The organism is Streptomyces seoulensis (assembly GCF_022846655.1).
GTDB lineage: Bacteria > Actinomycetota > Actinomycetes > Streptomycetales > Streptomycetaceae > Streptomyces.
Map to the genome: position 1 here is coordinate 5,343,597 of NZ_AP025667.1, position 24,975 is coordinate 5,368,571.

Below are 24,975 nucleotides of genomic sequence, written 5' to 3' on the forward strand. Positions count from 1 at the left end.
ATGGGCAGAGGATGGAGCAGACAACGATGAGCGGCGAAAACAAGTGCGACGCCGCTCGGAGATCCCGAGGGCGTCGTGGGAACGGCACGCGGTGCACGGGCCACCGGAATCCTCCGGGGCGCTTGCGGGCACACTGCGGCAACTTCGAGAAGTCTTCTTCGTACCAGCTCAGAAAGTCAAGGGGTTCGTCACCGCGAATTGGCTTGCGGCGGCGTCGGGTTGACGGGACGGGTCGTGGACGCGGGCGGAGGGAAATGTTCCGACCGGGTGCACGGGGGGCACAAGACCTTCATGCTCCATGGCATCGACGTCAGCGCGTTCCAGTCCTCGTCGTACGACACCGGCGGTCTCTCGTTCGCCTTCATCAAGGCGACGGAGGGCCGTTCGTACGTCAACTCCAGACTCGCGGCCCAGACGAAGACGGCGCGCGACGCTGGTCTGGTCACGGGCTTCTACCACTTCCTGTGGCCGGGCAACCTCGGCGATCAGGCCGAGTACTTCCTCAGCCACGCCCCGGACCGGCCGGGCGACATCCTGGCCGTCGACTGGGAGGTCACCGGTGACGGCACGCACGCGAGCAACGCGGAGAAGGACACCTTCATCCGCAAGCTGCGCGCGCTGCGGCCCGACAACCGGGTGGTGCTGTACACCAACCGGGACTACTGGCTGAACATCGACACCACGTCGTACGCGGGCGACGGCCTGTGGATCGCCGACTACGTGAGCGCGGGCAAGCCCCGGATCAAGGCGAAGTGGCTGTTCCACCAGTACACCTCGGAGCCGCACGACAAGAACGTGGCGGACTTCGACAGCAAGGCCGACCTCAAGGAGTGGGCGACCGGGAGGTGACGGGAGGGGTGTCCGCACGACGCGGACACCCCTCCCGGTCGCGTCACTTGCTCAGGTAGGCCCAGAACTCGTCGAACGACAGCACCTTGTCGCCGTCGATGTCGCGGGTCTTGATGACGGCCTCGGCCACCGTCTCGGTGACGTTGAAGTCGCCCTGCTGGGCGAGCGCGGACTTGAACTCGGCCGCGGTGATGAACCCGTCGCCGTCCGCGTCGATCCGCTGGAACTGCTTGCGTGCTTCTTCGATGTCCGCCACCGATCCGCCCCTCTGTACTCGTTCTTCTCAAACCGTGCCGGCGTACTGCCGCTGGTCAGATTAACGCTCCGCACGGCGCACCGGTGCGCCGGACCGGGAGGCGGGCCCCATGGAGACCTTGACGGAACTGCTGGCCGGGGTGGCGCGAGGCCTGTTCCCGCCACCGGACGGCGGCGTGACGATCCTGCCCCAGCCCTCACGACGGGATGCCGGGGTACTGGCGTTCACCGCACACGCGGTCGTCGTCACCGACGAGGACCCGGCCTGGATACGCGCGTCTCTGGCCGCCCTGGACCACGATCCGCTCGCCGCCCCGCTGCACCCCCGCTTCCTCACGGCGCTCATGGACCGCACCGGACGCACGGCGGAGACCGTCGACGCCCTGCTGGTCGGCGCACCGCTGCCGGGGCGGCCCGCCATGGAGCTGCGGGAGATCGCGGACACGGGTCATCCACGGGTGGTCCGCGCGACGGCGCGGCGGGACGCGGTACGGGTGTGGGAGGCGGACGGCGGGGTGCTGGTCCTCGGACGCGGGCTGGGCGGGCGGCTGGAGGTGGCCGTCGAGGTGGGCGAGGAGGCCCGGCACCGGGGGCTGGGGCGGGCGCTGGCCACAGCCGCCCGGCAGTTGGCGGGCGAGCCGGTGTGGGCTCAGGTGGCACCGGGGAACGCCCGCAGCGTGCGGGCGTTCCTGGCGGCGGGCTACCGGGCCGTCGGTGCCGAGGTGCTGCTCAGTGCCACGGGCGGTAGTACGGGTTGCTCTGGCAGTTGCTCATGATCTCGGTCTTGGTGGCCTTGTCGACCGGGCAGACGCCGATGACGTACTGGCGCTGGATGCCGCCGGGGAAGGCGACCTCGACCTGGTCGGCCCACTTGTGGGTGTCACCGATGGTCTTGTTGACGTCCACGCCGCCGGGGGCGTCGATGTAGTAGTTGTAGCCCGACTTGTACCAGGTCTTGTACAGGTCGTGGTCGTAGGTGGTGGAGACGTACGGCGAGGGCTGGTTGACCAGGACGTACTGCTCGACGTCGTACTGGCCGTTCACCACGTCCCTGGGCAGGAAGCCCTCTTCGAAGACGATGGCCGGGCCGCGGCTGTCGCTGCGGTACAGCGTGCCGCAGCCGGAGCGCCACACCGGGTCCGGGGTGATCCGGTCGACGTCGACCCGGCGGTCGGCGGCGGCGTGGACCTTGTCCTGGAACTGCGGACAGGCGGGCGCGGCGGCGCGCGCCTTCAGGCCGGCCGGGGCGGTGGCGGGCGCCGTGGCGGGCGAGGCCGCGGCGGTGGCGAGGACGGCGCCGACGGAGAGGGCGGCGGCGGTGATGCTCCGCCGCAGACGAATTGCGATCATGCCCCGCACGATGGCGGTTCGGCAGGTACGGCCGGTGGATCATCACCCCATCGGGGGCGTGTCTCCTGACCGGAGACCGGATGAGCCGCTAGCGGTCGGCGACCCGCATCTCGAACCAGGTGGTCTTGCCCCGGGGCAGCAGGTCGACGCCCCAGCGGTCGGCGAGCTTGTCCACCAGGAACAGTCCCCGCCCGCTGATGTCCATCTCCTGCACCGGCATCAGACAGGGCAGCCCCCGCGAGGGGTCGCGCACCTCGACGCGGACCCAGCCGCGCCGGCGGCGCATCCGGAGTCCGAACACGCGGGCGCCGGTGTGCCGTACGGCGTTGCCCACGAGTTCGGAGACGAGTAAGACCGCGTCCTCGGTCATCTTGGGGCTCAGCCCCCAGTGCCGCAGGATGACGATCTGGGCGAGTCTGCGCGCGGTGGCGGCGGACTCGGGACGGGACGGCAGCGGAACCTCCGCCTCCGTCGGATTGCCGAAGAGTTCGAGCGCTCTGAGCCCTTGTTCGTCCTCGACCGCGGGCGACCAGCGCGCCGCGGCAGCACGGCTGTGTCCCCGTGGCTGATCGATGCCATCCAGCCCCGCCATGCCCCCATGATGGCCGTCACAGAGGGCCTCCGGGGCCGATCCGGAGGAATACGCCCCCCGTGCGCCCCCGCTCTGCTCCAGTCGATCGGCATATGCCGATGGCAGGTCGAGTCCGGCGACAGCCCGGTCGACCTGCGGCGACGGCTCGGTTCCGGGCAATCGTGCGGCTCCCTCGGCGAGGCAGGCTTAAGGTGCGGTTAAGGCTCCCATAAACCGGCCCGCCGAGAGACCCGAATCAGACGACGCGTCAATTGCAAGGACCACAAGGGTCTTTCTTCCGACCGGCGGGCCCTGGCGCGCCGGTGCTCAGAGGAACTTGGCCTTGCCCGGCCCCTCCTCCACGAAGCTGCGCATGCCCCGCTCGCGGTCCTCGGTGGCGAACAGCCCCGCGAACCAGTTCCGCTCGATCGTCAGCCCGGTGTCGATGTCGGTCTCCAGCCCGGCGTCGACCGACTCCTTCGCGGCGCGCAGCGCGAGCGCCGGCCCCTGGGCGAGCCGGGCGGCCCAGGCGTGCGCCTGCTCGTACACCTCGGCGGCCGGGACGACCCGGTCCACCAGGCCGAGGGCGAGGGCCTCGTCGGCCTTCACCATGCGGCCGGTGAAGATGAGGTTCTTCGCCTTGGAGGGACCGATCAGCCGGGCGAGGCGCTGGGTGCCGCCCGCGCCGGGGATGAGGCCGAGCAGGATCTCGGGCTGGCCCAGCTTGGCGTTGTCGCCGGCGATCCGGTAGTCCGCGCACAGTGCCAGCTCGCAGCCGCCGCCGAGCGCGTACCCGGTGACGGCGGCGACGACGGGCTTGGGGATGCGGGCGACGGCGGTGAAGGCGTCCTGGAGGGCGCGGGCGCGCAGGACCATCGCGGTGTGGTCCATCGCCTGCATCTCCTTGATGTCCGCGCCCGCCGCGAACACCTTCTCCCCGCCGTAGAGCACGACTGCGCGCACGTCCTCGCGGCGCGTGGCCTCCTCGGCGAGCTCCTTCAGCCGGTCCTGCGTGGCGACGTCCAGTGCGTTCATCGGCGGCCGGTCCAGGCGCAGCGTGCCGACGCCTTCGGCGACTTCGAGATTCACGGTCATGCGCGCCAGGTTAACGGCCACTAACGCCGACGGGCCCGGTGCCGTTGCTCACAGCGCCGGGCCCGCGTACGCGGTGCTTACTTCTTCCAGTCCGCCCAGCTCATGTTCCAGCCGTTGAGGCCGTTGTCCGGGGAGACCGTGCGGTCGTGGGAGTTCTTGACGATCACCACGTCGCCGACCATGGACTTGTTGAAGAACCAGGCTGCCGGGACGCCGCCGTCGTACCCGCCGCGCACGTCGCGCAGGCCGACGCAGCCGTGGCTGGCGTTGAAGTTGCCGAAGGCGCCGCCACCCCAGTAGTTGCCGTGGATGAAGGTGCCGGAGTCGGTGAGGCGGATGGCGTGCGGCACGTCCTTGATGTCGTACTCGCCGCCGTAGCCGACCGTCTCGCCGTTCATGCGGGTCACGGTGAGCTTCTCGGTCATGACCATCTTGCCGTTCCAGGTCTCGTAACCGGGCTTGCCGGTGGTGACCGGGAGGGTCTTGAGGGTCTTGCCGTCCCGCGTGACCTTCATGGTGTGCTTGTCCGCGTCGACGTAGGAGATCTGGCTGCGCCCGATGGTGAACTTCACCGTCTTGCGCTGCTTGCCGTAGACCCCGTCGCGGCCCTCGACACCGTCCAGGTCGAGGTCGACGGTGACCTTGGTGCCGGCCTTCCAGTAGTTCTCCGGGCGGAAGTCCAGGCGGTCGTTGCCGAACCAGTGGCTCTCGACGTCCACCGCGGGCTCGGTCTTGATCCGGATGGCCTTCTCGACGGCGGCCGGGTCGGTGATGCCCCGCGTGAAGCGCAGGGAGAACGGCATGCCGACGCCGACGGTGGACCCGTCCTCCGGCGTGAAGGTGCCCATGAAGGTGTTCTCGGGCGTCAGCGTGGTGAAGCTGGAGTCCTCGGCGGCCTTGCGGCCCCGCGAGTCCTCGGCGACCGCGTGCACCGTGTACTTGGTTGCGGCGGCCAGGTGCCGGGCCGGCGTCCAGGCCGCGCCGCCCTGGGCGAGGGTGCCGTCGACCTCCGTGCCCTTGGCGTCCTTGACGACGACGCTGGTCAGCCGGCCCCCGGCGACCTTCACCTTCAGCGCGCCGCTGGTGTCCACGGCCTTGGCCCCGGACTCGGGCGCGATGGTGACCGCGGCCGAGGACTGCTTGTCCTGGGCCGAGTCCTTGTTCTTGGCGTTGTCCGAACCGCCCCCCGGGTTCTCGCCGCCACCGCACGCGGCGAGCGACAGCATGAGCGCGCCCGCCATGAGCGCCAGCCCCTTACGACCCCTGTGCCGACTTACCCCCGAAGCCCCCGATATCGGCCGCACGTTCAAGTCGTTCTCCCCTCCCGGACCTGGCCACAGGCCCACACCCCGGCGCGTCCCGCGCACATCTGGGCATGCTAGCCGCCGGTTTCCGGGCTCGGCGTCCGCCGAATGTCACCGTTCAGTCGCAACTTCAACCAGTCGCCGAAACCCGGAATCCCCCAGCTCACCCGGTCACTTGAGCACGCTGCCCGCCTTCCACTGCTTCCATGCCATGTTCCACCCGCTGAGGCCGTTGTCCGGGGAGACCGTCTTGTCCTTGCTGTGGACGACCTCGATCACGTCCCCCACGAGGCTGCGGTCGAAGAACCAGCCCGCCGGGGTGTCCGCGCCGCCGCCCTTCACGTCGCGGAGCCCCACGCAGCCGTGGCTGACGTTGACCTCGCCGGGAGAGTCGGGCGACCAGTAGTTGCCGTGCAGGAAGGTGCCGGAGTCGGTGAGCTTCATGGCGTGCGGCACGTCCGGGATGTCGTACTCCCCGCCGAAGCCGACCGTCTGGCTGTTCATGCGGGTGACCTCCAGCATGTCCATCACCACCATCTTGCCGTTGTACGTGGGCGTCTTCGGGGCGCCCGCGGTGATCGGCACGGTGGCCAGCAGCTCGCCGTCCCGGCGCACCTGCATGGTGTGCGCGGCCGCGTCGACCAGGGAGACCTGGCTGCGGCCGACGGTGAAGGAGATCGTCTTGCGCTGGAGCCCGTAGACGCCGGGCGTCCCCTCCACGTCCCGCAGGGCGAGGTCGACGGTGACCTCGGTGCCGGGTTTCCAGTAGCGCTCGGGGCGGAAGTCCAGCCGGTTCCTGCCGAACCAGTGGGCGCGGATGTCCACGGCCGGCTTCGCGGTGACCCGTACCGCCTTCTCCACGGCGGCCTGATCGGTGATGTCCCGGCTGAAGGAGAGGGAGACGATCATCCCGGTGCCGACCGTGGAGCGGTTCTCCGGAGTGACGTAACCGATGAACCGCTGGTCGGGGACGTAGGTGGTGAAGCTGGTGTGCCGGGCCGAGCGGCGGCCGTCGCCGTCCACGGCCACCGCGTCCACGGTGTACCGGGCGGCCAGCGCCAGCTTGTCGTCGTCCGGCCGCCAGGTGCGGCCGTCCGGGCCGATACGGCCGGTGACGGCGGTGTCCTGCGCGTCCTGGGAGCGGGTCACCGTGACCTTCTCCAGCCGTCCTTCGGGCACCCGCACCCGCAGCCGCTGCTCGGGGCGCACCTCCTTGCCGCCGTCGTCGGGGGTGACGCGGATGACGTCCTCGACGGCCGGGGGTCTGCCCGGCGGGCCGCCGATGCCCAGGGGTCCGGAGCCGTCCGCGGTGCAGCCGGCGGCCCCGGCCAGCAGTCCCGCCCATGAAAGTGCCGTGGCCAGTGCGGCCAGCGCGCGCCGCGCGCGTCCTTGTACGTGCCTCACGCCGACACAACGACGGGGCACGCTCCGGGGAAACGTGAGTGCGACCCCACGGATGGGCAGAACAGAGGGAAGGACGACGCGAAGGGGAGCCGCCGCGCCCGCGCCGGAGCCGTCGGGGCGCAGCCGTACCGGTCGGCCGAGCGTGCCGCGGGCCAGAAGAGCCCGTGGTGCGGTCGGCCCTTCGGCGCGGCCGGTCGCGCCCCGGAAGGCCGAGCCACTGGAAGAAGGGGCCGACTGGTGACGAGCGCAGCCGAGCAGCGGGCACGGGCCGGAGAGCCGCCCGCACAGAGCGGGACCGCCACTTCCCCGGTGCGCGGCGCCCTGCGCGCTGCGCCGTCCGTGTGGCCGGGGACGCCGACCCCGCTGGGGGCCCGGTTCCGCACCGGCCCGGACGGGGTGGCGGGCACCAACTTCGCGCTGTGGGCGGGCGGTGCGGAGGCGGTGCGGCTGTGCCTGTTCGACGAGCGGGGCCGGGAGACCCAGGTCCGGCTGACCGAGCTGACGCACGAGATCTGGCACGGCTTCGTGCCGGGTGTGCTGCCCGGCCGGCGCTACGGCTACCGGGTGGAGGGCCGCTGGGACCCCTGGACCGGCGCCCGCTGGAACCCGGCGAAGCTGCTGCTCGACCCGTACGCCCGCGCGGTGGACGGCGAGTTCGCGCTGCCGCCGGAGGTGTACGGCCATGTGCGGGACTGGCCGGACCAGGGGTACGCGGACACCGTGCGCGACGAGCGGGACTCGGCGCCGTTCGTGCCCAAGGGCGTGGTGGTGCACGACGACGACGACTGGTCCGACGACCGCCGGCCCAAGACGCCGTGGGCGGACTCGGTCATCTACGAGCTGCACGTCAAGGGCTTCACCAAGCTCCACCCCGGCATCCCGGAGGAACTGCGCGGCACCTACGCCGGTCTCGCGCACCCGGCGGCGATCGAGCACCTGGTGAAGCTGGGCGTCACCGCGGTGGAGCTGCTCCCCGTCCACCAGTTCGCGCACGAGGACCACCTGCTGCGCCGGGGCCTGAAGAACTACTGGGGCTACAACTCCATCGGCTACTTCGCCCCGCACGCGGCCTACGCGGCCTCGGGCACCACGGGTGAGCAGGTCGGCGAGTTCAAGCGGATGGTGCGCGCGCTGCACGCGGCGGGCATCGAGGTGATCCTCGACGTGGTCTACAACCACACCGCCGAGGCGGGCGAACTCGGCCCCACCCTCTCCCTGAAGGGCATCGACAACCGGGGCTACTACCGCCTCCAGCACGACGCCCGCCGGTACGCCGACTACACCGGCTGCGGCAACACCCTGCACGTGGTCCAGCCCCAGGTGCTGCGGCTGATCACGGACTCGCTGCGCTACTGGGTGACCGAGATGGGCGTGGACGGCTTCCGCTTCGACCTGGCGGCGGCGCTGGCCCGCTCGATGCACGACGTCGACATGCTGTCGCCCTTTCTGGCCGTCATCGCCCAGGACCCGGTGCTGCGCCGGGTGAAGCTGATCGCCGAGCCGTGGGACATCGGCTCGGGCGGGTACCAGGTGGGCGCCTTCCCGCCGCTGTGGACGGAGTGGAACGACCGCTACCGCGACACCGTGCGCGACTTCTGGCGGCACGCGCTCCCCGACGTCCGCGAGATGGGCTACCGGCTGTCCGGTTCCAGCGACCTCTACGCCTGGGGCGGCCGCCGCCCGTACGCCTCGGTCAACTTCGTCACCGCGCACGACGGTTTCACCCTGCGCGACCTGGTCTCGTACCACGGCAAGCACAACGAGGCCAACGGCGAGGACAACCGGGACGGCACCGACGACAACCGCTCCTGGAACTGCGGCGCCGAGGGCGAGACCGGTGACGCGGACGTACGGGCGCTGCGGCGCAGGCAGTTGCGGAACCTGCTGACCACGCTGCTGCTGTCCACCGGGGTGCCGATGCTGGTCGCCGGGGACGAGCTGGGCCGCACCCAGGGCGGCAACAACAACGCCTACTGCCAGGACGGCGAGCTGAGCTGGCTGGACTGGTCCCTGCTGGACGACCCGGACTGGCGGCCCCTGTTCGACCTGACCTGCCGGCTGATCGCGCTGCGCCACCGGCACCCGGTGCTGCACCGCCGGGCGTTCTTCTCCGGCCGGGCGCACTCGGCGGACGGCCTCAGGGACCTGGCCTGGTTCACCGCAAGGGGCGCGGAGATGACCGAGGGCGACTGGTACGCGCCCGCCGCCACGCTCGGCATGTATCTGTCCGGCCGGGACATCCCGGGGCGGGACGAGCGGGGCGCGCCGGTGGTGGACGACAGCTTCCTCGCCGTGCTGCACGCGGGCGCCGAACCGACCGGCTTCACCCTTCCGGGCGCCCCCTGGGCCACGGGCTACGAGGTGGTGGTCGACACCTCGGACGAGGAGCAGCGCAGCGCGCCGGACACGGTCCTCGCCGCGGGCACGGAAGTCACGGTGCCCGCACGGACGGTGCTGCTGCTGCGGGTCGTCTGAGGCTGCGCAAGGGGGCCGGAAAACTCGGTGGGCCGGAGGGGGGCCGGTCCGTAGGCTCATGTCGGTGTCGACTACATCCTCCCCCGCCCCGCGCCGGTCCGCCGCCCGGACCCTCATGCGGCTGTGGCCGTACGTACGCCCGGTGCGCGCACGGTGGTTCGCGGCCGCCACCGTCGCGGTCGTCGCCTCCTGCACCGGTCTGGTGATCCCGCTCGTGCTGAAGTGGATGGTCGACGGCCCGGTGGCCGCGCGTGACCCGGCCGGGGTGTGGCTGGGCGCGCTGTACCTGCTGCTGATCGGGGTGGCGGAGGCGGTGCTGTTCGGCGTCCGGCGCTGGCTGGTGGCCCGGCCGCTGGCGGGCGTCGAGGCGGGGCTGCGCGCCGACCTCTACCGGCGGCTCCAGCGGCTCCCGGTGGCCTTCCACGACCGCTGGCCCTCGGGCCAGTTGCTGTCGCGGGGTACCGGAGATCTGATGCTGGTGCGCATGTTCCTCGCCTTCCCGCTGACCTTCCTGCTGGTCAACGGCGTGACGATCCTCGTCGGCGTGGGGATCATGCTGGCGCAGGACTGGGTGCTGGGCCTGGTCGTCCTCGGGCCCGCCGTGCCGCTGATGTGGGTGTGCGTGGTCGTGGAGCAGCGGTACGCGCACGCGTGCCGGCGGGCGCAGGACCAGGTAGGGGACCTGACGACCCTGGTCGAGGAGAGCGTGCTCGGCATCCGGGTCGTCAAGGGCTTCGGGCGCCACCGCAGCCAGGCGCGGGCGTTCCGGCGTACGGCGCTCATGCTGCGGGACACCGAGGTCGGCAAGGCGCGGCTGCTGGCGGTCATCTGGGCGGTCATCGTGACCCTGCCCGAGGTGGCGATCGGGGCCGCGCTGGTGCTGGGGGTGCTGCGGGTGGCGGACGGCTCGCTGTCGGCGGGCACCCTGGTCGCCTTCCTGAGCACGGCGCTGGCGCTGCGCTGGCCGGTGGAGTCCATCGGCTTCCTGCTGGCGATGTGCCAGGAGGCGGCGACGGCCACCGAACGGTACTTCGAGGTGCTGGACGAGAGCCTGGAGGACCACGCCGACACGCCTGGCACCGCCGTGCGCGAGCCGGGCGGGCGGGGCCTGCGCTTCGAGGGCGTGGGTTTCCGCCACGCCGACGCGGCCCCCGGCACGCGGCCCGTGCTGGAAGGCGTCGAACTGCACGTCCGCCCCGGCGAGTCGATGGCGCTGGTCGGCGCGACCGGCAGCGGCAAGACCACGCTCACCTCGCTGGTCCCCCGGCTGCACGACGCCACCTCGGGCCGGATCACCCTCGACGGCGTCGACATCACCGCGCTCCCCCGCGAGGAACTGCGCGCACGGGTCGCCGTGGCCTTCGAGGAGCCCACCCTGTTCTCGGCGAGCGTGGCGGAGAACGTCCTCATGGGCGCCGGGGAGGGCGCCGGACGGGACGAGCTGGACCGGGCCCTGGCCGTGGCGCACGCCGACTTCGCGCACGCGCTGCCCGAGGGGCCGGACACCCGGGTCGGCGAGCAGGGGCTGAGCCTGTCCGGCGGTCAGCGGCAACGCCTCGCGCTGGCCCGCGCGGTGGCCGGCCGGCCGGAGTTCCTGGTGCTGGACGACCCGCTGTCCGCGCTCGACGTGCACACCGAGGCGGCCGTGGAGGCGGCGCTGCGCCGGGTCCTGGCCGACACCACCGCGCTGATCGTGGCCCACCGCCCGTCCACGGTGCTGCTGGCCGACCGGGTCGCCCTGCTCTCCGACGGCCGGATCACGGCGGTGGGCACCCACCACGAACTGCTGCGCACCAACGCCGAGTACGCCCATCTGATGTCCGGCGGTCCGCGCGAGGCGACCGAGGCGACCGAGGAACCCGAGGAATCCCGATGACCACCACGACGTCCGCCGCCCCCACCACGGACGACGACCTACCCGGTCCGGGACTCGCAGGGGACTCCGGCGACCCCTTCGACCGGGACGTCCTGCCCACCACGCCCGGCGCCACCTCCGCCCTGCTGCGCTCGCTGCTCGTCCCGCGCCGCGCCCGGGTCGCGCTCACCGTGCTCCTGCTGCTGATCCAGCAGGCGGCGGCACAGACGGGCCCGCTGCTGGTGGCGTACGCCATCGACACCGCCGTGCCCGCGGTACGGCACCACGACCACGGCCCGCTGCTCGCGGTGGCGGCGGGATACGCGGTGTGCGCGCTGGCCTCCGGCGGCCTGCAGTACGCGTTCGTCCGGGCCTCCGCGCGGGTCAGCCAGGACGTGCTGCTGGACCTGCGCGGCCGGATCTTCCGGCACGCGCAGGCGCTCAGCGTGGACTTCCACGAGCGCTACACCTCCGGCCGGCTGATCTCCCGCTCCACCACGGACGTGGAGGCGCTGCGCGAACTCCTCGACGAGGGGCTCCAGGAGCTGGTGACGGTGGTGCTGTCCTTCGTGTACATCGCGGGACTGCTGCTCTGGCTCGACCCGGGCCTCGGGGCGGTCGCGATCGCGTCGTTCGTGCCGCTGTACCTGCTGGTGCGGCGCTACCAGCGGCGCGCGCAGAAGGTGTTCGCCGCGCGCTCCACCGCGATCGCGGCGCTGATCGTGAAGTTCGTGGAGACGATGAACGGCATCCGCCCGGTGCGCGCGTTCCGCCGCGAGGCCGCCAACGACGCCGAGTTCGCCGTCCTCAACCGGCGCCACGAGCGCAGCAACGGCGACTCGCTGCTGGAGATGGCCCAGTACGTGGTCGGCTCCCGGCTGGTCGCCAACACGGCCGTCGCCGGGATCGTGCTGTGGGGTGCCTACCGGGTGGCCTCGGACACGCTGGCGCTCGGTGTGCTGGCGGCGGCGGTGCTGTATCTGCGGCGGCTGTACGACCCGATCGACCGGCTCGGCATGTTCCTCAACTCCTACCAGTCGGCGGCCGCCTCGCTGGAGAAGATCGCCGGGCTGCTGGCGCAGACGCCGTCGGTGCCGGAGCCCGCCGTCTCCCGCGAACTCCCGTCGCCCGAGAGCGACCTCCCCGGCCGCGAGGTGGTCTTCGACGGGGTGCGGTTCGCCTACCGCACCGGTGGCGAGGTGCTGCCCCGCTTCGACCTGACGCTGCCGGCCGGGCAGACGGTGGCGGTGGTCGGCACCACGGGCGCGGGCAAGTCGACGCTGGCCAAGCTGCTCGCCCGCTTCTACGACCCGACCGAGGGCGCCGTCCTGCTCGACGGGGTGGACCTGCGCGAGCTGTCGCTGCCCGAGCTGCGGCGCGGGGTGGTGATGGTGACCCAGGAGGCGTTCCTGTTCTCCGGCACGGTCGCGGACAACATCGCCATCGGCCGTCCCGAGGCGACCCGGGAGGAGATCGAGCGGGCGGCGAAGGCCATCGGCGCGGACGAGTTCATCAGCGCCCTGCCCGACGGCTACGACACCGACGTACGCAAGCGCGGCGGCCGTATCTCCGCGGGCCAGCGCCAGTTGGTGGCGTTCGCGCGGGCGCTGCTCGCCGATCCGGCGGTGCTGATCCTGGACGAGGCGACCAGTTCGCTGGACGTGCCGGGAGAGCGGGCGGTGCAGCGGGCGATGACGACCGTGCTGCGCGGCCGTACCGCCGTGGTCATCGCGCACCGGCTGTCCACGGTGGAGATCGCCGACCGCGTCCTGGTGATGGAGCACGGCCGGATCGTGGAGGACGGCGACCCGGACGAACTGATCGCCGGTTCCGGTAGGTTCGCGGAACTGCACAAGGCGTGGCGGGACAGTCTGGCTCGGTGACGGCCGGTGGAACGGGGGCAGGATGATCGACACGTACGGAGATCCCGGCATACCTGACACGCGCGGCGGCTGGCGCTACCTGTGGTGGCTGGCGCTGCGCCAGCCGGGGCGTTCGCTGGCCGGCGCGGTGTTCGGCTCGGCGTGGCTGGTGCTGATGGCGGCGCAGCCGTACCTGCTCTCGCGGGCGGTGGACGACGGGCTGGTGCCGGGGCGGCTCGGGGTGCTGGCCGCCTGGACCGGCGCCATGTTCGCGGCCGGGGTGGGGTGCGCGTGGCTGAGCATCATGCGGCACCGCACCATGACGCGGGTGCGGATGGACGCCAACTTCCGCACGGTCAAGCTGGTGGTGGAGCACGCGGCCCGGCTCGGCGCGGCGCTGCCCCGCCGGGTGGGGGCCGGTGAGGTCGTCACCGTCGGGGTGGGCGATGTGCAGACCCTCGCGCAGGCGCTGACCGTGATGGGGCCCGGGGTCGGCTCGGTCGTCGTCTACGCGGCGGTGGCCGCGCAGTTGCTGACGATCTCCGGCCCGGTCGCCGCGGTGGTGCTGCTGGGCGTACCGGTCATCGCGCTGCTCACCGGCCCGCTGACCCGCCGCCTGCAGGGCACCGAGACCGAGTACCGGGAGCGGCAGGGCATCCTGACGGCGCGCATCGGCGACCTCGCGGGCGGGCTGCGTGTCCTGGGCGGCCTCGGTGGCAAGTCCCTGTTCTCGGACGCGTTCGCCGAGGACTCGGGGCGGCTGCGGGAGCAGGGCTACCGGGTGGGCGCGGTGACGAGCTGGGTGCAGGCGCTCGGGCTCGGCCTGCCCACGCTGTTCCTCGCGGCGGTGACCTGGCTGGCGGCCCGGCTGGCGGCCGAGGGCGCGATCACGGTGGGCGAGCTGGTGTCGGTGTACGGCTACGCGGCGGTGCTGATCGGCCCGGTCGCCTTCTTCGTGGAGATGAGCCACGACCTGAACCGGGCGGTGGTCGCGGCCCGCCGGGTGGTGGCCCTGCTGCGGCTGGCGCCCGAACCGGACGAGGGCACGCTCCCCGCCCCCGACGGCCCGGCCGAGCTGCGCGACCCGGCGTCCGGCGTGCGGGTGGCGCCGGGCCGGCTGACCGCGCTGGTGTCGGCCCGCTCCGCCGACACCGCCGCCGTGGCGGACCGCCTGGGCCGGTACGGGCCGACCGAGGCGCTGTGGGGCGACGTCCGCCTGGACGCGGTCCCGCTGGCCGAGGTGCGCGCCCGTGTCCTGGTCGCGGACAACGAGGCCGACCTGTTCGCCGGGCCGCTGCTGGAGGCGGTGTCCGCCGGACGCACGGCGGACGAGGCCGCGGTGCGCCGGGCTGTGCGCGCGGCGGTCGCCGAGGACGTCGTACGGGGGCTGCCCGAGGGCCTGGACACGGTGGTGTCCGGGCAGGGCCGCAGCCTCTCCGGCGGGCAGCGGCAGCGGGTGCGGCTGGCGCGGGCGCTGCTGGCCGACCCGGAGGTGCTGCTCGCCGTGGAGCCGACCTCGGCGCTGGACGCGCACACCGAGTCGGCGGTGGCGGGGCGGCTGCGGGAGGCGCGGGAGGGCCGTACGACGGTGGTGACGTCGACCTCGCCGCTGCTGCTGGACGTGGCGGACACGGTGGTTTTCCTGGTGGACGGCAAGGTGGCCGCGAGCGGCCCGCACCGGCTGCTGCTGGACCGCGACAAGGGCTACCGAGCGCTGGTGGCAAGGGACTTGAGCGACGGGGAGGCCGTGCGGTGACGACGGAGACGGGAGCGCTGCCGGTCGCGGACCGGGTCACGGTGCGCCGGGCGGCCGCCCGGCTGGTCCGCGCCGACGGGCGGGCCTTCTCGGCCGCCCTCGCCCTGAACGCGCTGGCGGCCGGTGCGGGCATCGTGGGTCCCTGGCTGGTGGGCCGGATCGTGGACGAGGTGCGGGCCGGGCGCGGCGCCGGCACGGTGGACCGTCTGGCGCTGTGGATCGTGCTGTGCGCGCTGGCCCAGCTCGTACTGGCCCGCTGGGCGCGGTACGTGGCGCACCGGTTCGGGGAGCGGACGCTGGCGCGGGTGCGCGAGACCTTCGTGGAACGGCTGCTGGGGCTGCCCGCGTCGGTGGTGGAGCGGGCCGGCACAGGTGACCTCACGGCGCGCGGCACGGCGGACGTGGCGATGGTCGGCACCACCCTGCGGGACATCGGGCCGGAGCTGCTGGTCTACGCGGTGCAGGCGCTGTTCGTGCTCGGCGCGGTGTTCGTGCTCGACCCCTGGCTCGGCCTGTTCGGGCTGCTGGGGCTGACCCCGGTCTGGCTGGCGGTGCGCTGGTATCTGCGGCGGGCGCGGGACGCCTATCTGGCCGAGGGCGCGGCGACCTCGGCGGTCGCGGAGATCGTGGCGGCGACGGCCGCGGGCGCCCGGACCGTGGAGGCGTTCCGGCTGGAGGGGGCGCGTACGGCGGCGAGCCGGGAGGCGCTGGAACGGTCACGCCGTTCCCGCTACCGCACGCTGGGGCTGCGGAGCGTGTTCTTCCCGGTGGTCGAGATCTCGTACACGGTCCCGGTGGCCGGGGTGCTGCTGGTCGGGGGCTGGCTGCACGGGCGCGGGCTCATCGGGATCGGCGCGGTGGTGGCCGGGGCGCTGTACATGCGGCAGTTCACCGACCCGCTGGACATGGTGCTGATGCGGCTGGACCAACTCCAGAGCAGCGGAGCCTCGTTCGCCCGGGTGGAGGGCATCGCCAAGGCGCCGGACGGCCCGGCGGCCGCCTCTGCGGCTCCGGCGGCTCCGGCGGCTCCGGCGGACGACCGGATCGAGGTGCGCGGGGTGCGGTACGCCTACGAGCGCGGCGGCGAGGTGCTGCGCGGGGTGGACCTGACGGTCCGGCCCGGCGAACGGCTGGCCGTGGTCGGCGCGTCCGGCGCGGGCAAGACCACGCTGAGCCGGCTGCTGGCCGGCATCGACGCGCCCGCCTCCGGCTCGGTCACGGTCGGCGGGGTGCCGGTCGCGGAACTGGAGCCGACGCGGCTGCGCCGCCAGGTGGTGCTGGTGACCCAGGAGCACCATGTCTTCCTGGGCTCGGTCCGCGACAACCTGCTGATCGCCGAACCCGGCGCGTCCGACGAGGAGTTGTGGCGGGCACTGGTGGCCGTGGGCGCCGACGGCTGGGTGCGCGAGCTGCCGGGAGGGCTGGACACCGGGCTCGGTCAGGGCGGCCTGGCCACCGACGGTTCCCAGGCGCAGCAGCTCGCGCTGGCCCGGGTGGTGCTGGCCGACCCGCACACGCTGATCCTGGACGAGGCGACCGCCCTGCTGGACCCGGCCACCGCCCGGCACACGGAGCGCGGTCTCGCCGCGGTGCTGGCGGGCCGCACGGTGATCGCCATCGCGCACCGGCTGCACACCGCGCACGACGCGGACCGGGTCGCGGTGATGGAGGACGGCCTCGTCACCGAGCTGGGCACCCACGAGGAACTGGTGGCGGCGAACGGCGCGTACGCGTCGCTCTGGCGGACCTGGCACGGGGACGGCGACGGCTCGGCCTGAAGTCCGTCGACACGACCTGAGGGCCGCCGCCACACCGGCTCAACGCATCCTCAACATGCCTGCAATAAAAGGGAGTTGGCGCGGAGGAACACCTTCCGGCCAACTTCCCGATGCGCTCATGACAGGCACCCCGCTCCCCTGTCACTCTTCCCACGACCGACTCATAGCGATCGCACAGCGCTCACGCACCCCGCGCACACCCGCGCCCGCACGTGCAGCACGCACCGCGCACCGCCCTGTTCTGCCCCGGACGCCCCAACCCACCGTCCGGTCTCCCTCGGCCGCGCGACCGGCGGCCACGCAGAAGGAGTCAGTGTTGAGCAGCAGCCCCTCCCGCAGACCCGTCTCCCCGCGCCGCCGCACCGCCACCGTGGCCCTCGCCGGTGTCGCCGCGCTGATCGCCGCCGCCCTCCAGTCGGGCGCCGCCACCGCGGCCCCGGCCCAGCCCGCACAGGGCAAGGCCGACCCCGCGCACAGCTCCGTACGCCTCACCCCCGCCCAGCGCGCCGGGCTGATCCGCGACGCCGAGGCCGGCCGGGCCGACACGGCCCGCTCCATCGGGCTCGGCGCCCAGGAGAAGCTCGTCGCCCGCGATGTCGTCAAGGACGGCGACGGCACCCTGCACACCCGCTACGAGCGCACCTACGCCGGCTTGCCCGTGCTCGGCGGCGACCTGATCGTGGACACCGCACCCTCGGGCGCGGCCAAGCGCGTGGTGAGGGCGTCCGGCGCCGCGCTCGAGATCGCCGGTCTCACCCCGGCCGTGCCGAAGGCCACGGCGGAGCGGCAGGCGGTGGCGCGCGCGAAGACGCTGGGCGGCACCAAGTCCGCCGCCGACAGCGTGCGCAAGGTGATCTGGGCCGCCACCGGCAAGCCGGTGCTGGCCTACGAGACGGTGGTCGGCGGCTTCCAGGACGACGGCACCCCGAACGAACTGCACGTCATCACCGACGCGGCCACCGGCAAGAAGCTCTACGAGTACCAGGCCGTGCGCACGGGCGTCGGCAACACCCAGTACAGCGGCCAGGTGCCGCTCACCACCACCCAGTCGGGCTCCACGTACAACCTGACCGACGGGGACCGCGGCGGGCACAAGACGTACAACCTCAACCGGGGCACCTCCGGCACCGGCACCCTCTTCTCGCAGGGCAGCGACACCTGGGGCAACGGCACCATCTCCGACCCGGCGACGGCGGGCGCGGACGCGCACTACGGGGCCGCGGTCACCTGGGACTTCTACAAGAACACGTTCGGCCGCAGCGGCATCAAGAACAACGGGGTGGGCGCCTACTCCCGTGTGCACTACGGCAATTCGTACGTGAACGCCTTCTGGAGCGACTCCTGCTTCTGCATGACCTACGGCGACGGCTCGGGCAACGCCGACCCGCTGACCGCGCTGGACGTCGCCGGGCACGAGATGAGCCACGGCGTCACCGCCAACACGGCCGGGCTCAACTACTCCGGCGAGTCGGGCGGGCTGAACGAGGCGACCTCCGACATCTTCGGCACCGGCGTGGAGTTCTACGCCGGCAGCGGCTCCGACCCCGGTGACTACCTCATCGGCGAGAAGATCGACATCAACGGCGACGGCACCCCGCTGCGTTACATGGACAAGCCGAGCAAGGACGGCGCGTCCAAGGACAGTTGGTACTCCGGTATCGGCGGGGTCGACGTGCACTACTCCTCGGGCCCGGCGAACCACTTCTTCTTCCTGCTGAGCGAGGGAAGCGGCGCCAAGGTCATCGACGGGGTCTCCTACGACTCCCCCACCGCCGACGGCCTCCCGGTCACCGGCATCGGCCGGGACAAGGCGCTCCAGATCTGGTACCGGGCGCTCACCACCAAGTGGACGTCCACCACCAACTACTCGGGCGCCCGCACCGGCACCCTGGCCGCGGCCGGGGAGCTGTACGGCACCACGAGCGCGGAGTACGCGGCGGTGCAGGACGCCTGGGCGGGCGTCGGGGTGGGCACGCGGCCGGGCGGCGACACCGGCACCTCGTACGAATCCACCACGCCGGTGGTGATCCCGGACAACGGTCCGGCCGTCACCTCCGACATCACGGTCTCCGGCAGGAGCGGAAACGCGCCAAGCAACTTGCGCGTGGCCGTGAACATCACCCACACCTGGCGGGGTGACCTGGTGATCGATCTGGTCGGTCCGTCGGGCACCTCGTACCGGCTGAAGCCCTTCAGCTCCTCGGACTCCGGGGACGACGTGGACGAGACCTACACGGTGAACGCTTCCGCCGAACCCGCCAACGGCACTTGGCAGTTGAAGGTTCAGGACCAGGCGGCGCAGGACAAGGGCACGCTCAACGGCTGGAAGGTCACCTTCCCGTAGACCACCCTCGCGCCGCCCCTCGCGGCCGGTGAACGGGTGCCGTCCGGCGGGTGAACAGCCCTCCGCGCGGCCCCCGTTCACACGCCCGCAACAACAACAAGACGCAAGGTTTCGGCCAACATCACATCAGGGTCATGACATGTACGCGTCCCTGGTGCCACGCTCTCCCCACCCGCCGCAGCACAGCGACTTCAGTACGCACCACCCGGCCAGTGACCCCACACCGGCCGGAAACGCCCCCACGTTCAAGGAGCTACTGTGAGCACCCTCTACGCGCGTCACAAGCGCACCACCCTCGTCATCGCCACCGCCGTCGCCGCCGGTGCGCTCCTCTCCACGGGCCTGTCCTCCAGCGCCAGCGCCGAGGCCAGCGCCAAGCCGCTGGCCGGCGCCCCGACCCTGCTGTCGGCCTCGGCCCGCACCACGCTGATCCAGCAGGCGCAGTCCGACGCGCCCGAGACCGCCCAGCGCATAGGTCTCGGCGCCAAGGAGAAGCTGGTCGCGAGAGACGTCGTCAAGGATGTCGACGGCACCGTCCACACCCGCTACGAGCGCACCTACGCGGGCCTGCCGGTCCTCGGCGGCGACCTCGTGGTGCACACCGCCAGGTCCGGCAAGGCCGAGGGCGTCACCAAGGCCACCAAGTCGGCCATCAAGGTGGCCTCGCTGAAGCCGCAGATCACCCCGGCCAAGGCGGAGAAGCAGGCCGTCGGCGCCGCGAAGACGCTCGGCTCCGCCAAGACCGAGGCGGACGGCGCCCGCAAGGTGATCTGGGCCGGCTCCGGCAAGCCCGTCCTCGCCTACGAGACGATCGTCGGCGGCTTCCAGGACGACGGCACCCCGAACCAGCTCCACGTCATCACCGACGCCGCCACGGGCAAGAAGCTCTTCGAGTACCAGGGCATCGAGAACGCGACCGGCAAGACGCTGTACTCCGGCACGGTCACCCTCAACTCCGTGCAGTCGGGCTCGACGTACCAGCTCACCGACAGCGCCCGGGGCAGCCACAAGACCTACAACCTGGCCCGCAAGACGTCCGGCACGGGCACTCTGGTGGCCAGCACCACCAACGTGTTCGGCACCGGCACCGCCTCCAGCTCCTCCTCCGACCAGACCGCGGCCGCCGACGCCGCCTACGGCGCGGCGCAGACCTGGGACTTCTACAAGAACACTTTCGGCCGCAGCGGCATCAAGAACAACGGCGTCGGCGCCTACTCCCGCGTCCACTACGGCAACGCCTACGTGAACGCGTTCTGGGACGACTCCTGCTTCTGCATGACCTACGGCGACGGCTCCGGCAACGTCGACCCGCTGACCTCGCTGGACGTGGCCGGCCACGAGATGAGCCACGGCGTCACCTCCAACACCGCGGGCCTGAACTACTCGGGCGAGTCCGGCGGCCTGAACGAGGCCACGTCCGACATCTTCGGCACCGGCGTGGAGTTCTACGCCAACAACGCCTCCGACCCCGGTGACTACCTCATCGGCGAGAAGATCGACATCAACGGCGACGGCACCCCGCTGCGCTACATGGACAAGCCGAGCAAGGACGGCGGCTCGGCGGACTACTGGTCCTCCTCGGTCGGCAACCTGGACGTGCACTACTCGTCCGGCATCGCCAACCACTTCTTCTTCCTGCTGGCCGAGGGCAGCGGGGCGAGGACGATCAACGGGGTGTCCTACAACTCCCCCACGGCCAACGGCTCCACCCTCACCGGCATCGGCCGCGCCAAGGCGCTGCAGATCTGGTACAAGGCCCTGACCACGTACATGACCTCCACCACCAACTACAAGGCCGCCCGCACGGCGACCCTGAACGCGGCCACGGCGCTCTACGGCTCCGGCAGCGCCGAGTACAACGCGGTGGCGGCTGCCTGGACCGCCGTCAAGGTGAGCTGACGTACCAGTAGTTGAGACAGGGCGCCCCCTGGGAAGGTGATCTTCCGGGGGGCGCCCTACTCTTGTGACCCATGTCCTCGGCGCCCTTCACCTACGAGCCGGTCGGTGCGACCCGCGACGACCTGGCCGTCTGCCCGCCCGGCTTCCACCACCTCTTCTCCCGCACCCGGATCGGCGAGGGTCCGGGGGTCTTCCGCCGGGCCACGGAGGCGGTCCTCACCTGGGAGATGCACCGCGCGATGGGCGTCGGCATGGACACCACCGCCGAGCGCGCGGCCCCCGGCACGGAGGTGACGGTCAACCTCGCCGGGGTGATCAAGGCCCCCTGCCGCGTCGTGTGGGCCACCGACGAGCCCCGCCGTGCCGGCTGGGCCTACGGCACCCTCCCCGGTCACCCCGAGCACGGCGAGGAAGCCTTCGTCGTCGACCGCACCGGCGACGGCACCGTCTGGCTCACGGTCGCGGCCTACAGCCGCCCGGCCAAGTGGTACACCCGCACCGCCGGCCCCGCCGCCCGAGCCCTCCAGCACGCCTACGCCCGCCGGTGCGGCGCCACCCTGAAGCGGCTGTGCGCCGACGAGGCCGAGGACTAGGGCCGGACAGGCCCTAGAGGGTTTCCTCCACCAGGGCTCGCCGCACCGCGGGCTCCACGGCGGCGAGCGTGCTCCAGGAGGCTCCGCCGTCCAGCTTCTTCCACCTGCTGACCGGCCGCGCCTCCATGTCCACGGACGCGCTGCCGCCCTGTGTCGTGATGGTGACGCGCAGGGCCACGTCGACGCCGCCCACCGGCCCGTAGGTGAGGGCCAGCCTGCCGTGCGTGAACTCGGTGACCTCGCCGACGCGGGGTGCGGGAAGCTGCTTGAGGGCGTGCAGCACCGCGTCGGTCAGCCGGTAGGCCGTCGTACCGGGCGCGACCGGCACGTCGAGCCGCCGCACGCTCGGGACGCCGGCGGCCCGGGCGTCGAGCGTCAGCCCGTGGCGGGCGGCGGCGCGGACGGCGTGGAAGGTGCTCGACGTGTTCGCCACACACACGAACACCGCGCCCGCGACCGCGCCGACCCCCACACCCCGGAGCAGGGCCGCCGTCCAGTCGGCGGGGTCGTCCGCGATCAGCGCACCGGCGACGAAGCTGCCGAGGAGGAGCGTCACGGCCACCGCCGCGGGGGCGCTGCGCCGTACGGCCGCGAACCAGTAGCTGAACATCGGGGCTGAGTCCCTTTCCGCTGTCGGAGGGTGAACGATACGGGTCACCCTCCGACGGCGAACGCTCAGCGCAGCAGCACCCCGGCCGTCTCCACCGCCTCCCGCGGCGGCGCGGTCACCAGCCCCGTCTCCGCCGTGGAGGCGAGGAGGCGGTGGGCGGGGAGGATGCGGACGGTGTAGCCGAAGGGCCCGGTGCGGTCGAGGAAGAGCGGGCCCTCGTAGAGCCAGCGGCCGTCCAGGTCCGGGTTGCCGACCGGCTTCAGCGGGACCGTGCTCGCGTCCGTGATGCGGTCACCGGAGTCGACGCGGCCGGAGACCACCTGCACCTCGACGTCGTCCGGGGTCAGCTCACCGAGCCCGACCCGCACCCGGAGGCCGACGCTGGAGCCCAGTTCCGCCGTGGCGGTCGGCGCGGTGGTCTCCAGGTGGTCGACGCTCACCCCGTGCCACGCCCCCCGCACCCGCGCCTTCCAGTCGGCCAGTTCACGCGCGGTGTCCGGGACGAGGGCGCGGTGGGCCTGCGCGGCCGGGGCGTAGAGCCGTTCGACGTACTCGCGGACCATGCGCCCGGCGAGCACCTTGGGGCCGAGCAGGGTGAGGGTCTGGCGGACCATCTCGATCCACCGGTCGGGCAGCGAGGCCCGGCCGCGCTCGTAGAAGCGCGCGGTGACCCGGCCCTCCAGCAGTTCGTACAGTGCGGCGGCCTCGATGTCGTCGCGCCGGTCGTGGTCGGTGGCCGCGCCGTCCGCCGTGGGGATGGCCCAGCCGAAGTCGGGCTGGAACCATTCGTCCCACCAGCCGTCCAGCACGGAGAGGTTGAGGCAGCCGTTGAGCGCGGCCTTCATCCCGGAGGTGCCGCACGCCTCCAGCGGGCGCAGGGGGTTGTTCAGCCAGATGTCGCAGCCGGGGTAGAGCTTCTGCGCCATCCCCATGCCGTAGTCGGGCAGGAACACGATCCGGTGCCGCACCCGCGGGTCGTCGGCGAACCGCACCAGTTCCTGGACGAGCTTCTTGCCGCCGTCGTCCGCCGGGTGCGCCTTGCCCGCGACCACGATCTGCACCGGCCGCTGCGGATGCAGCAGCAGCTCGGTCAGCCGCTCCTTGTCCCGCAGCATCAGCGTGAGCCGCTTGTACGAGGGCACCCGCCGGGCGAACCCGATGGTCAGCACGTCGGGGTCGAGCACGCCGTCGATCCAGCCCAGCTCGGCGTCGGCCGCCCCGCGCTGCCGCCAGGAGGCGCGCAACCGGGACCGCACCTCCAGCACGAGCTGTTCGCGCAGGGTGCGGCGCAGCTCCCAGATCTCCTGGTCCGGGATCTCCGCGACCGCGTCCCAGCGCTCGGAGCCGCCGACGGTCAGCGCGTCCTCGGCCCGCTGCACGCCGAGCTGGCGGGAGCCGAGCCGCAGCACCTCGGGGGCGACCCAGGTCGGGGCGTGCACCCCGTTGGTGACCGAGGTGATCGGCACCTCCTCGGCGTCGAACCCCGGCCAGAGCCCGGCGAACATCTCCCGGCTGACCTGCCCGTGCAGCAGCGACACCCCGTTGGCCCGCTGGGCCAGGCGCAGCCCCATGACGGCCATGTTGAAGAGGTTCGGCTCGCCGCCCGGATAGGTCTCGGTGCCCAGCGCCAGGACGCGGCGCGGGTCCAGGCCGGGCAGCTCGGCGTCGGGCCCGAAGTGCCGGGCGACCAGGTCCCGGTCGAAGCGGTCGATGCCCGCGGGGACGGGGGTGTGGGTGGTGAACACCGTCCCGGACCGCACGGTCTCCAGCGCCGGGTCGAAGTCGAGCCCCTGCTCGGCGAGTTCGGCGATGCGCTCCAGGCCGAGGAACCCGGCGTGCCCCTCGTTGGTGTGGAACACCTCGGGCGCCGCGTGCCCGGTGAGCCGGCAGTAGGTGCGCACGGCGCGGACACCTCCTATGCCGAGGAGCATCTCCTGCAGCAGCCGGTGCTCGCTGCCGCCACCGTAGAGCCGGTCGGTGACGCCGCGTTCGGCGGGGCCGTTCTCCTCCACGTCGGAGTCGAGCAGCAGCAGCGGGACCCGGCCGACCTGGGCGACCCAGATCCGGGCGTGCAGGGCGCGGCCGCCGGGCAGGGCCAGGGAGACGCGGGCGGGGGTTCCGTCGTCCTCCTTGAGCTGGGTGAGGGGCAGCTCGTTGGGGTCGAGGACGGGGTAGTGCTCCTGCTGCCAGCCGTCGCGGGAGAGGGTCTGGCGGAAGTAGCCGTGCCGGTAGAGCAGCCCCACGCCGATCAGCGGGGCGCCCAGGTCGCTGGCCGCCTTGAGGTGGTCGCCGGCGAGGATGCCGAGGCCGCCGGAGTACTGGGGCAGCGCGGCGGTGATGCCGAACTCGGGCGAGAAGTACGCGACGGCGGCGGGCAGCCCGTCGCCCTGCTGCTGGTACCAGCGGTCTCCGCTCACATAGTCGTCGAGGTCGTCGGCGACCGCCGTCAGGCGGCGCAGGAAGCGCCGGTCCTGCGCCAGCTCGGCCAGCCGGGCGGGGCTGACCCGGCCCAGCAGCCGCACCGGGTCGCCCTCGGCGGCGGCCCAGTGCCCGGGGTCCACGGACTGGAACAGGTCGCGCGTCTCCGCATGCCAGGACCAGCGCAGGTTGCGCGCCAGGTCGCTGAGCGGCCGGAGTGGTTCGGGGAGAACTGGACGGACGGTGAACCGACGGATCGCCTTCACATTCCACCTCGGACGCGTCGCATGGTGAGACGCACGGCGCTGTACGTCTCGTCGTCATTGTCGACGGTAGTGGTTACCGGGGCGTCAGTGGGGACGCATCCGGGTGAAGCGGTCCGAACATGGCCCATCCGGTACGTAGGAGACGGGGCGTGGACGAGGGGCGCCCGGTGCGCGAGCGCCCGGATTTGGCCGAACCCCGCCGGAGCGGAGGGAGTCAAGGCGCCGGGGGCGGGAATCCGGGAGGAGGGGCCGGTCTTGTCCGGGGACGTACGCGCGAGTAGTTAACAAAGT

18 protein-coding genes are annotated in these 24,975 nt (G+C 72.5%); 10 read left to right on the forward strand and 8 right to left on the reverse strand.

The window, feature by feature from the left end; genetic code table 11:
- Positions 1-291: 291 nt before the first annotated feature.
- Positions 292-849 carry a GH25 family lysozyme gene (locus HEK131_RS24420; RefSeq protein WP_217461789.1) on the forward strand — a complete coding sequence of 186 codons (558 nt, stop codon included), beginning with the start codon at positions 292-294 and terminating at the stop codon, positions 847-849.
- A gap of 43 nt (positions 850-892) precedes the next feature.
- On the opposite strand, the gene HEK131_RS24425 is transcribed toward HEK131_RS24420, so the two are convergent.
- Entirely contained in the window at positions 893-1,105 is a 213-nt protein-coding gene (locus HEK131_RS24425) for an EF-hand domain-containing protein (RefSeq protein WP_161148749.1), read from the reverse strand.
- 109 nt (positions 1,106-1,214) lie between these two features.
- Between HEK131_RS24425 and HEK131_RS24430 the strand changes: the two genes are divergently transcribed.
- Positions 1,215-1,880 (forward strand): GNAT family N-acetyltransferase, encoded by a 666-nt coding sequence (locus HEK131_RS24430; RefSeq protein WP_244337036.1) that lies wholly within the window; start codon positions 1,215-1,217, stop codon positions 1,878-1,880.
- Here HEK131_RS24430 and HEK131_RS24435 read toward each other — a convergent pair.
- From HEK131_RS24435 to HEK131_RS24455, 5 genes are all read right to left on the reverse strand, one after another.
- A complete protein-coding gene (locus HEK131_RS24435) occupies positions 1,834-2,454 on the reverse strand; it encodes an ADP-ribosyltransferase (RefSeq protein ID WP_244337037.1) in 621 nt (206 codons plus the stop codon). The genes HEK131_RS24430 and HEK131_RS24435 overlap by 47 nt on opposite strands.
- A gap of 88 nt (positions 2,455-2,542) precedes the next feature.
- Positions 2,543-3,046, reverse strand: coding sequence for an ATP-binding protein (locus HEK131_RS24440; RefSeq protein WP_161148833.1), 504 nt, complete (start codon positions 3,044-3,046; stop codon positions 2,543-2,545).
- Between the two features lie 306 nt (positions 3,047-3,352).
- Positions 3,353-4,120, reverse strand: a complete 768-nt coding sequence (locus tag HEK131_RS24445) for an enoyl-CoA hydratase/isomerase family protein (RefSeq protein WP_244337038.1) — start codon at positions 4,118-4,120, stop codon at positions 3,353-3,355.
- A gap of 77 nt (positions 4,121-4,197) precedes the next feature.
- On the reverse strand, positions 4,198-5,430 hold the full coding sequence (locus HEK131_RS24450) for a L,D-transpeptidase (protein ID WP_217461792.1): 1,233 nt from the start codon (positions 5,428-5,430) through the stop codon (positions 4,198-4,200).
- 165 nt (positions 5,431-5,595) lie between these two features.
- Positions 5,596-6,828, reverse strand: coding sequence for a L,D-transpeptidase (locus HEK131_RS24455; protein WP_244337040.1), 1,233 nt, complete (start codon positions 6,826-6,828; stop codon positions 5,596-5,598).
- 237 nt (positions 6,829-7,065) lie between these two features.
- Here HEK131_RS24455 and glgX point away from each other — a divergent pair, with 237 nt between their 5' ends.
- The 8 genes from glgX to HEK131_RS24495 all read left to right on the forward strand — a co-directional run bounded on the left by glgX (position 7,066) and on the right by HEK131_RS24495 (position 21,390).
- Complete coding sequence (gene glgX, locus HEK131_RS24460; RefSeq protein WP_244337041.1) at positions 7,066-9,303, forward strand: glycogen debranching protein GlgX; 2,238 nt, start codon at positions 7,066-7,068, stop codon at positions 9,301-9,303.
- Positions 9,304-9,361: 58 nt separating this feature from the next.
- Positions 9,362-11,179 carry an ABC transporter ATP-binding protein gene (locus HEK131_RS24465; RefSeq protein WP_244337042.1) on the forward strand — a complete coding sequence of 606 codons (1,818 nt, stop codon included), beginning with the start codon at positions 9,362-9,364 and terminating at the stop codon, positions 11,177-11,179.
- Positions 11,176-13,041, forward strand: a complete 1,866-nt coding sequence (locus tag HEK131_RS24470) for an ABC transporter ATP-binding protein (protein WP_244337043.1) — start codon at positions 11,176-11,178, stop codon at positions 13,039-13,041. The genes HEK131_RS24465 and HEK131_RS24470 overlap by 4 nt, the downstream gene beginning before the upstream one ends.
- Before the next feature lie 22 nt (positions 13,042-13,063).
- Positions 13,064-14,776, forward strand: a complete 1,713-nt coding sequence (locus HEK131_RS24475; protein WP_244337044.1) for an ABC transporter transmembrane domain-containing protein — start codon at positions 13,064-13,066, stop codon at positions 14,774-14,776.
- The gene (locus HEK131_RS24480; RefSeq protein ID WP_244337045.1) at positions 14,773-16,554 is read left to right on the forward strand and encodes an ABC transporter ATP-binding protein; all 1,782 of its coding nucleotides are present in this window, start codon (positions 14,773-14,775) and stop codon (positions 16,552-16,554) included. Before HEK131_RS24475 ends, HEK131_RS24480 begins: the two co-directional genes overlap by 4 nt.
- A 316-nt stretch (positions 16,555-16,870) precedes the next feature.
- Entirely contained in the window at positions 16,871-18,898 is a 2,028-nt protein-coding gene (locus HEK131_RS24485; protein ID WP_244337046.1) for a M4 family metallopeptidase, read from the forward strand.
- Between the two features lie 258 nt (positions 18,899-19,156).
- Positions 19,157-20,797, forward strand: coding sequence for a M4 family metallopeptidase (locus HEK131_RS24490; RefSeq protein ID WP_217461800.1), 1,641 nt, complete (start codon positions 19,157-19,159; stop codon positions 20,795-20,797).
- Between the two features lie 71 nt (positions 20,798-20,868).
- On the forward strand, positions 20,869-21,390 hold the full coding sequence (locus tag HEK131_RS24495; protein WP_244337047.1) for a DUF1990 domain-containing protein: 522 nt from the start codon (positions 20,869-20,871) through the stop codon (positions 21,388-21,390).
- Between the two features lie 13 nt (positions 21,391-21,403).
- Here HEK131_RS24495 and HEK131_RS24500 read toward each other — a convergent pair whose 3' ends face one another.
- Both HEK131_RS24500 and HEK131_RS24505 read right to left on the reverse strand, forming a co-directional pair.
- Positions 21,404-22,000 (reverse strand): hypothetical protein, encoded by a 597-nt coding sequence (locus HEK131_RS24500; RefSeq protein ID WP_244337048.1) that lies wholly within the window; start codon positions 21,998-22,000, stop codon positions 21,404-21,406.
- A gap of 65 nt (positions 22,001-22,065) precedes the next feature.
- Positions 22,066-24,684 carry a glycosyltransferase family 1 protein gene (locus tag HEK131_RS24505; protein WP_244337049.1) on the reverse strand — a complete coding sequence of 873 codons (2,619 nt, stop codon included), beginning with the start codon at positions 24,682-24,684 and terminating at the stop codon, positions 22,066-22,068.
- Positions 24,685-24,975: the final 291 nt, after the last annotated feature.

Coding starts and splice junctions, on each gene's coding strand:
- HEK131_RS24465 (WP_244337042.1), top strand. CDS start 9,362: ATGTCGGTGTCGACTACATCCTCCCCCGCCCCGCGCCGGTCCGCCGCC.
- HEK131_RS24500 (WP_244337048.1), bottom strand. CDS start 22,000: ATGTTCAGCTACTGGTTCGCGGCCGTACGGCGCAGCGCCCCCGCGGCG.
- HEK131_RS24475 (WP_244337044.1), top strand. CDS start 13,064: ATGATCGACACGTACGGAGATCCCGGCATACCTGACACGCGCGGCGGC.
- HEK131_RS24495 (WP_244337047.1), top strand. CDS start 20,869: ATGTCCTCGGCGCCCTTCACCTACGAGCCGGTCGGTGCGACCCGCGAC.
- HEK131_RS24420 (WP_217461789.1), top strand. CDS start 292: ATGCTCCATGGCATCGACGTCAGCGCGTTCCAGTCCTCGTCGTACGAC.
- HEK131_RS24440 (WP_161148833.1), bottom strand. CDS start 3,046: ATGGCGGGGCTGGATGGCATCGATCAGCCACGGGGACACAGCCGTGCT.
- HEK131_RS24430 (WP_244337036.1), top strand. CDS start 1,215: ATGGAGACCTTGACGGAACTGCTGGCCGGGGTGGCGCGAGGCCTGTTC.
- HEK131_RS24435 (WP_244337037.1), bottom strand. CDS start 2,454: ATGATCGCAATTCGTCTGCGGCGGAGCATCACCGCCGCCGCCCTCTCC.
- HEK131_RS24470 (WP_244337043.1), top strand. CDS start 11,176: ATGACCACCACGACGTCCGCCGCCCCCACCACGGACGACGACCTACCC.
- HEK131_RS24445 (WP_244337038.1), bottom strand. CDS start 4,120: ATGACCGTGAATCTCGAAGTCGCCGAAGGCGTCGGCACGCTGCGCCTG.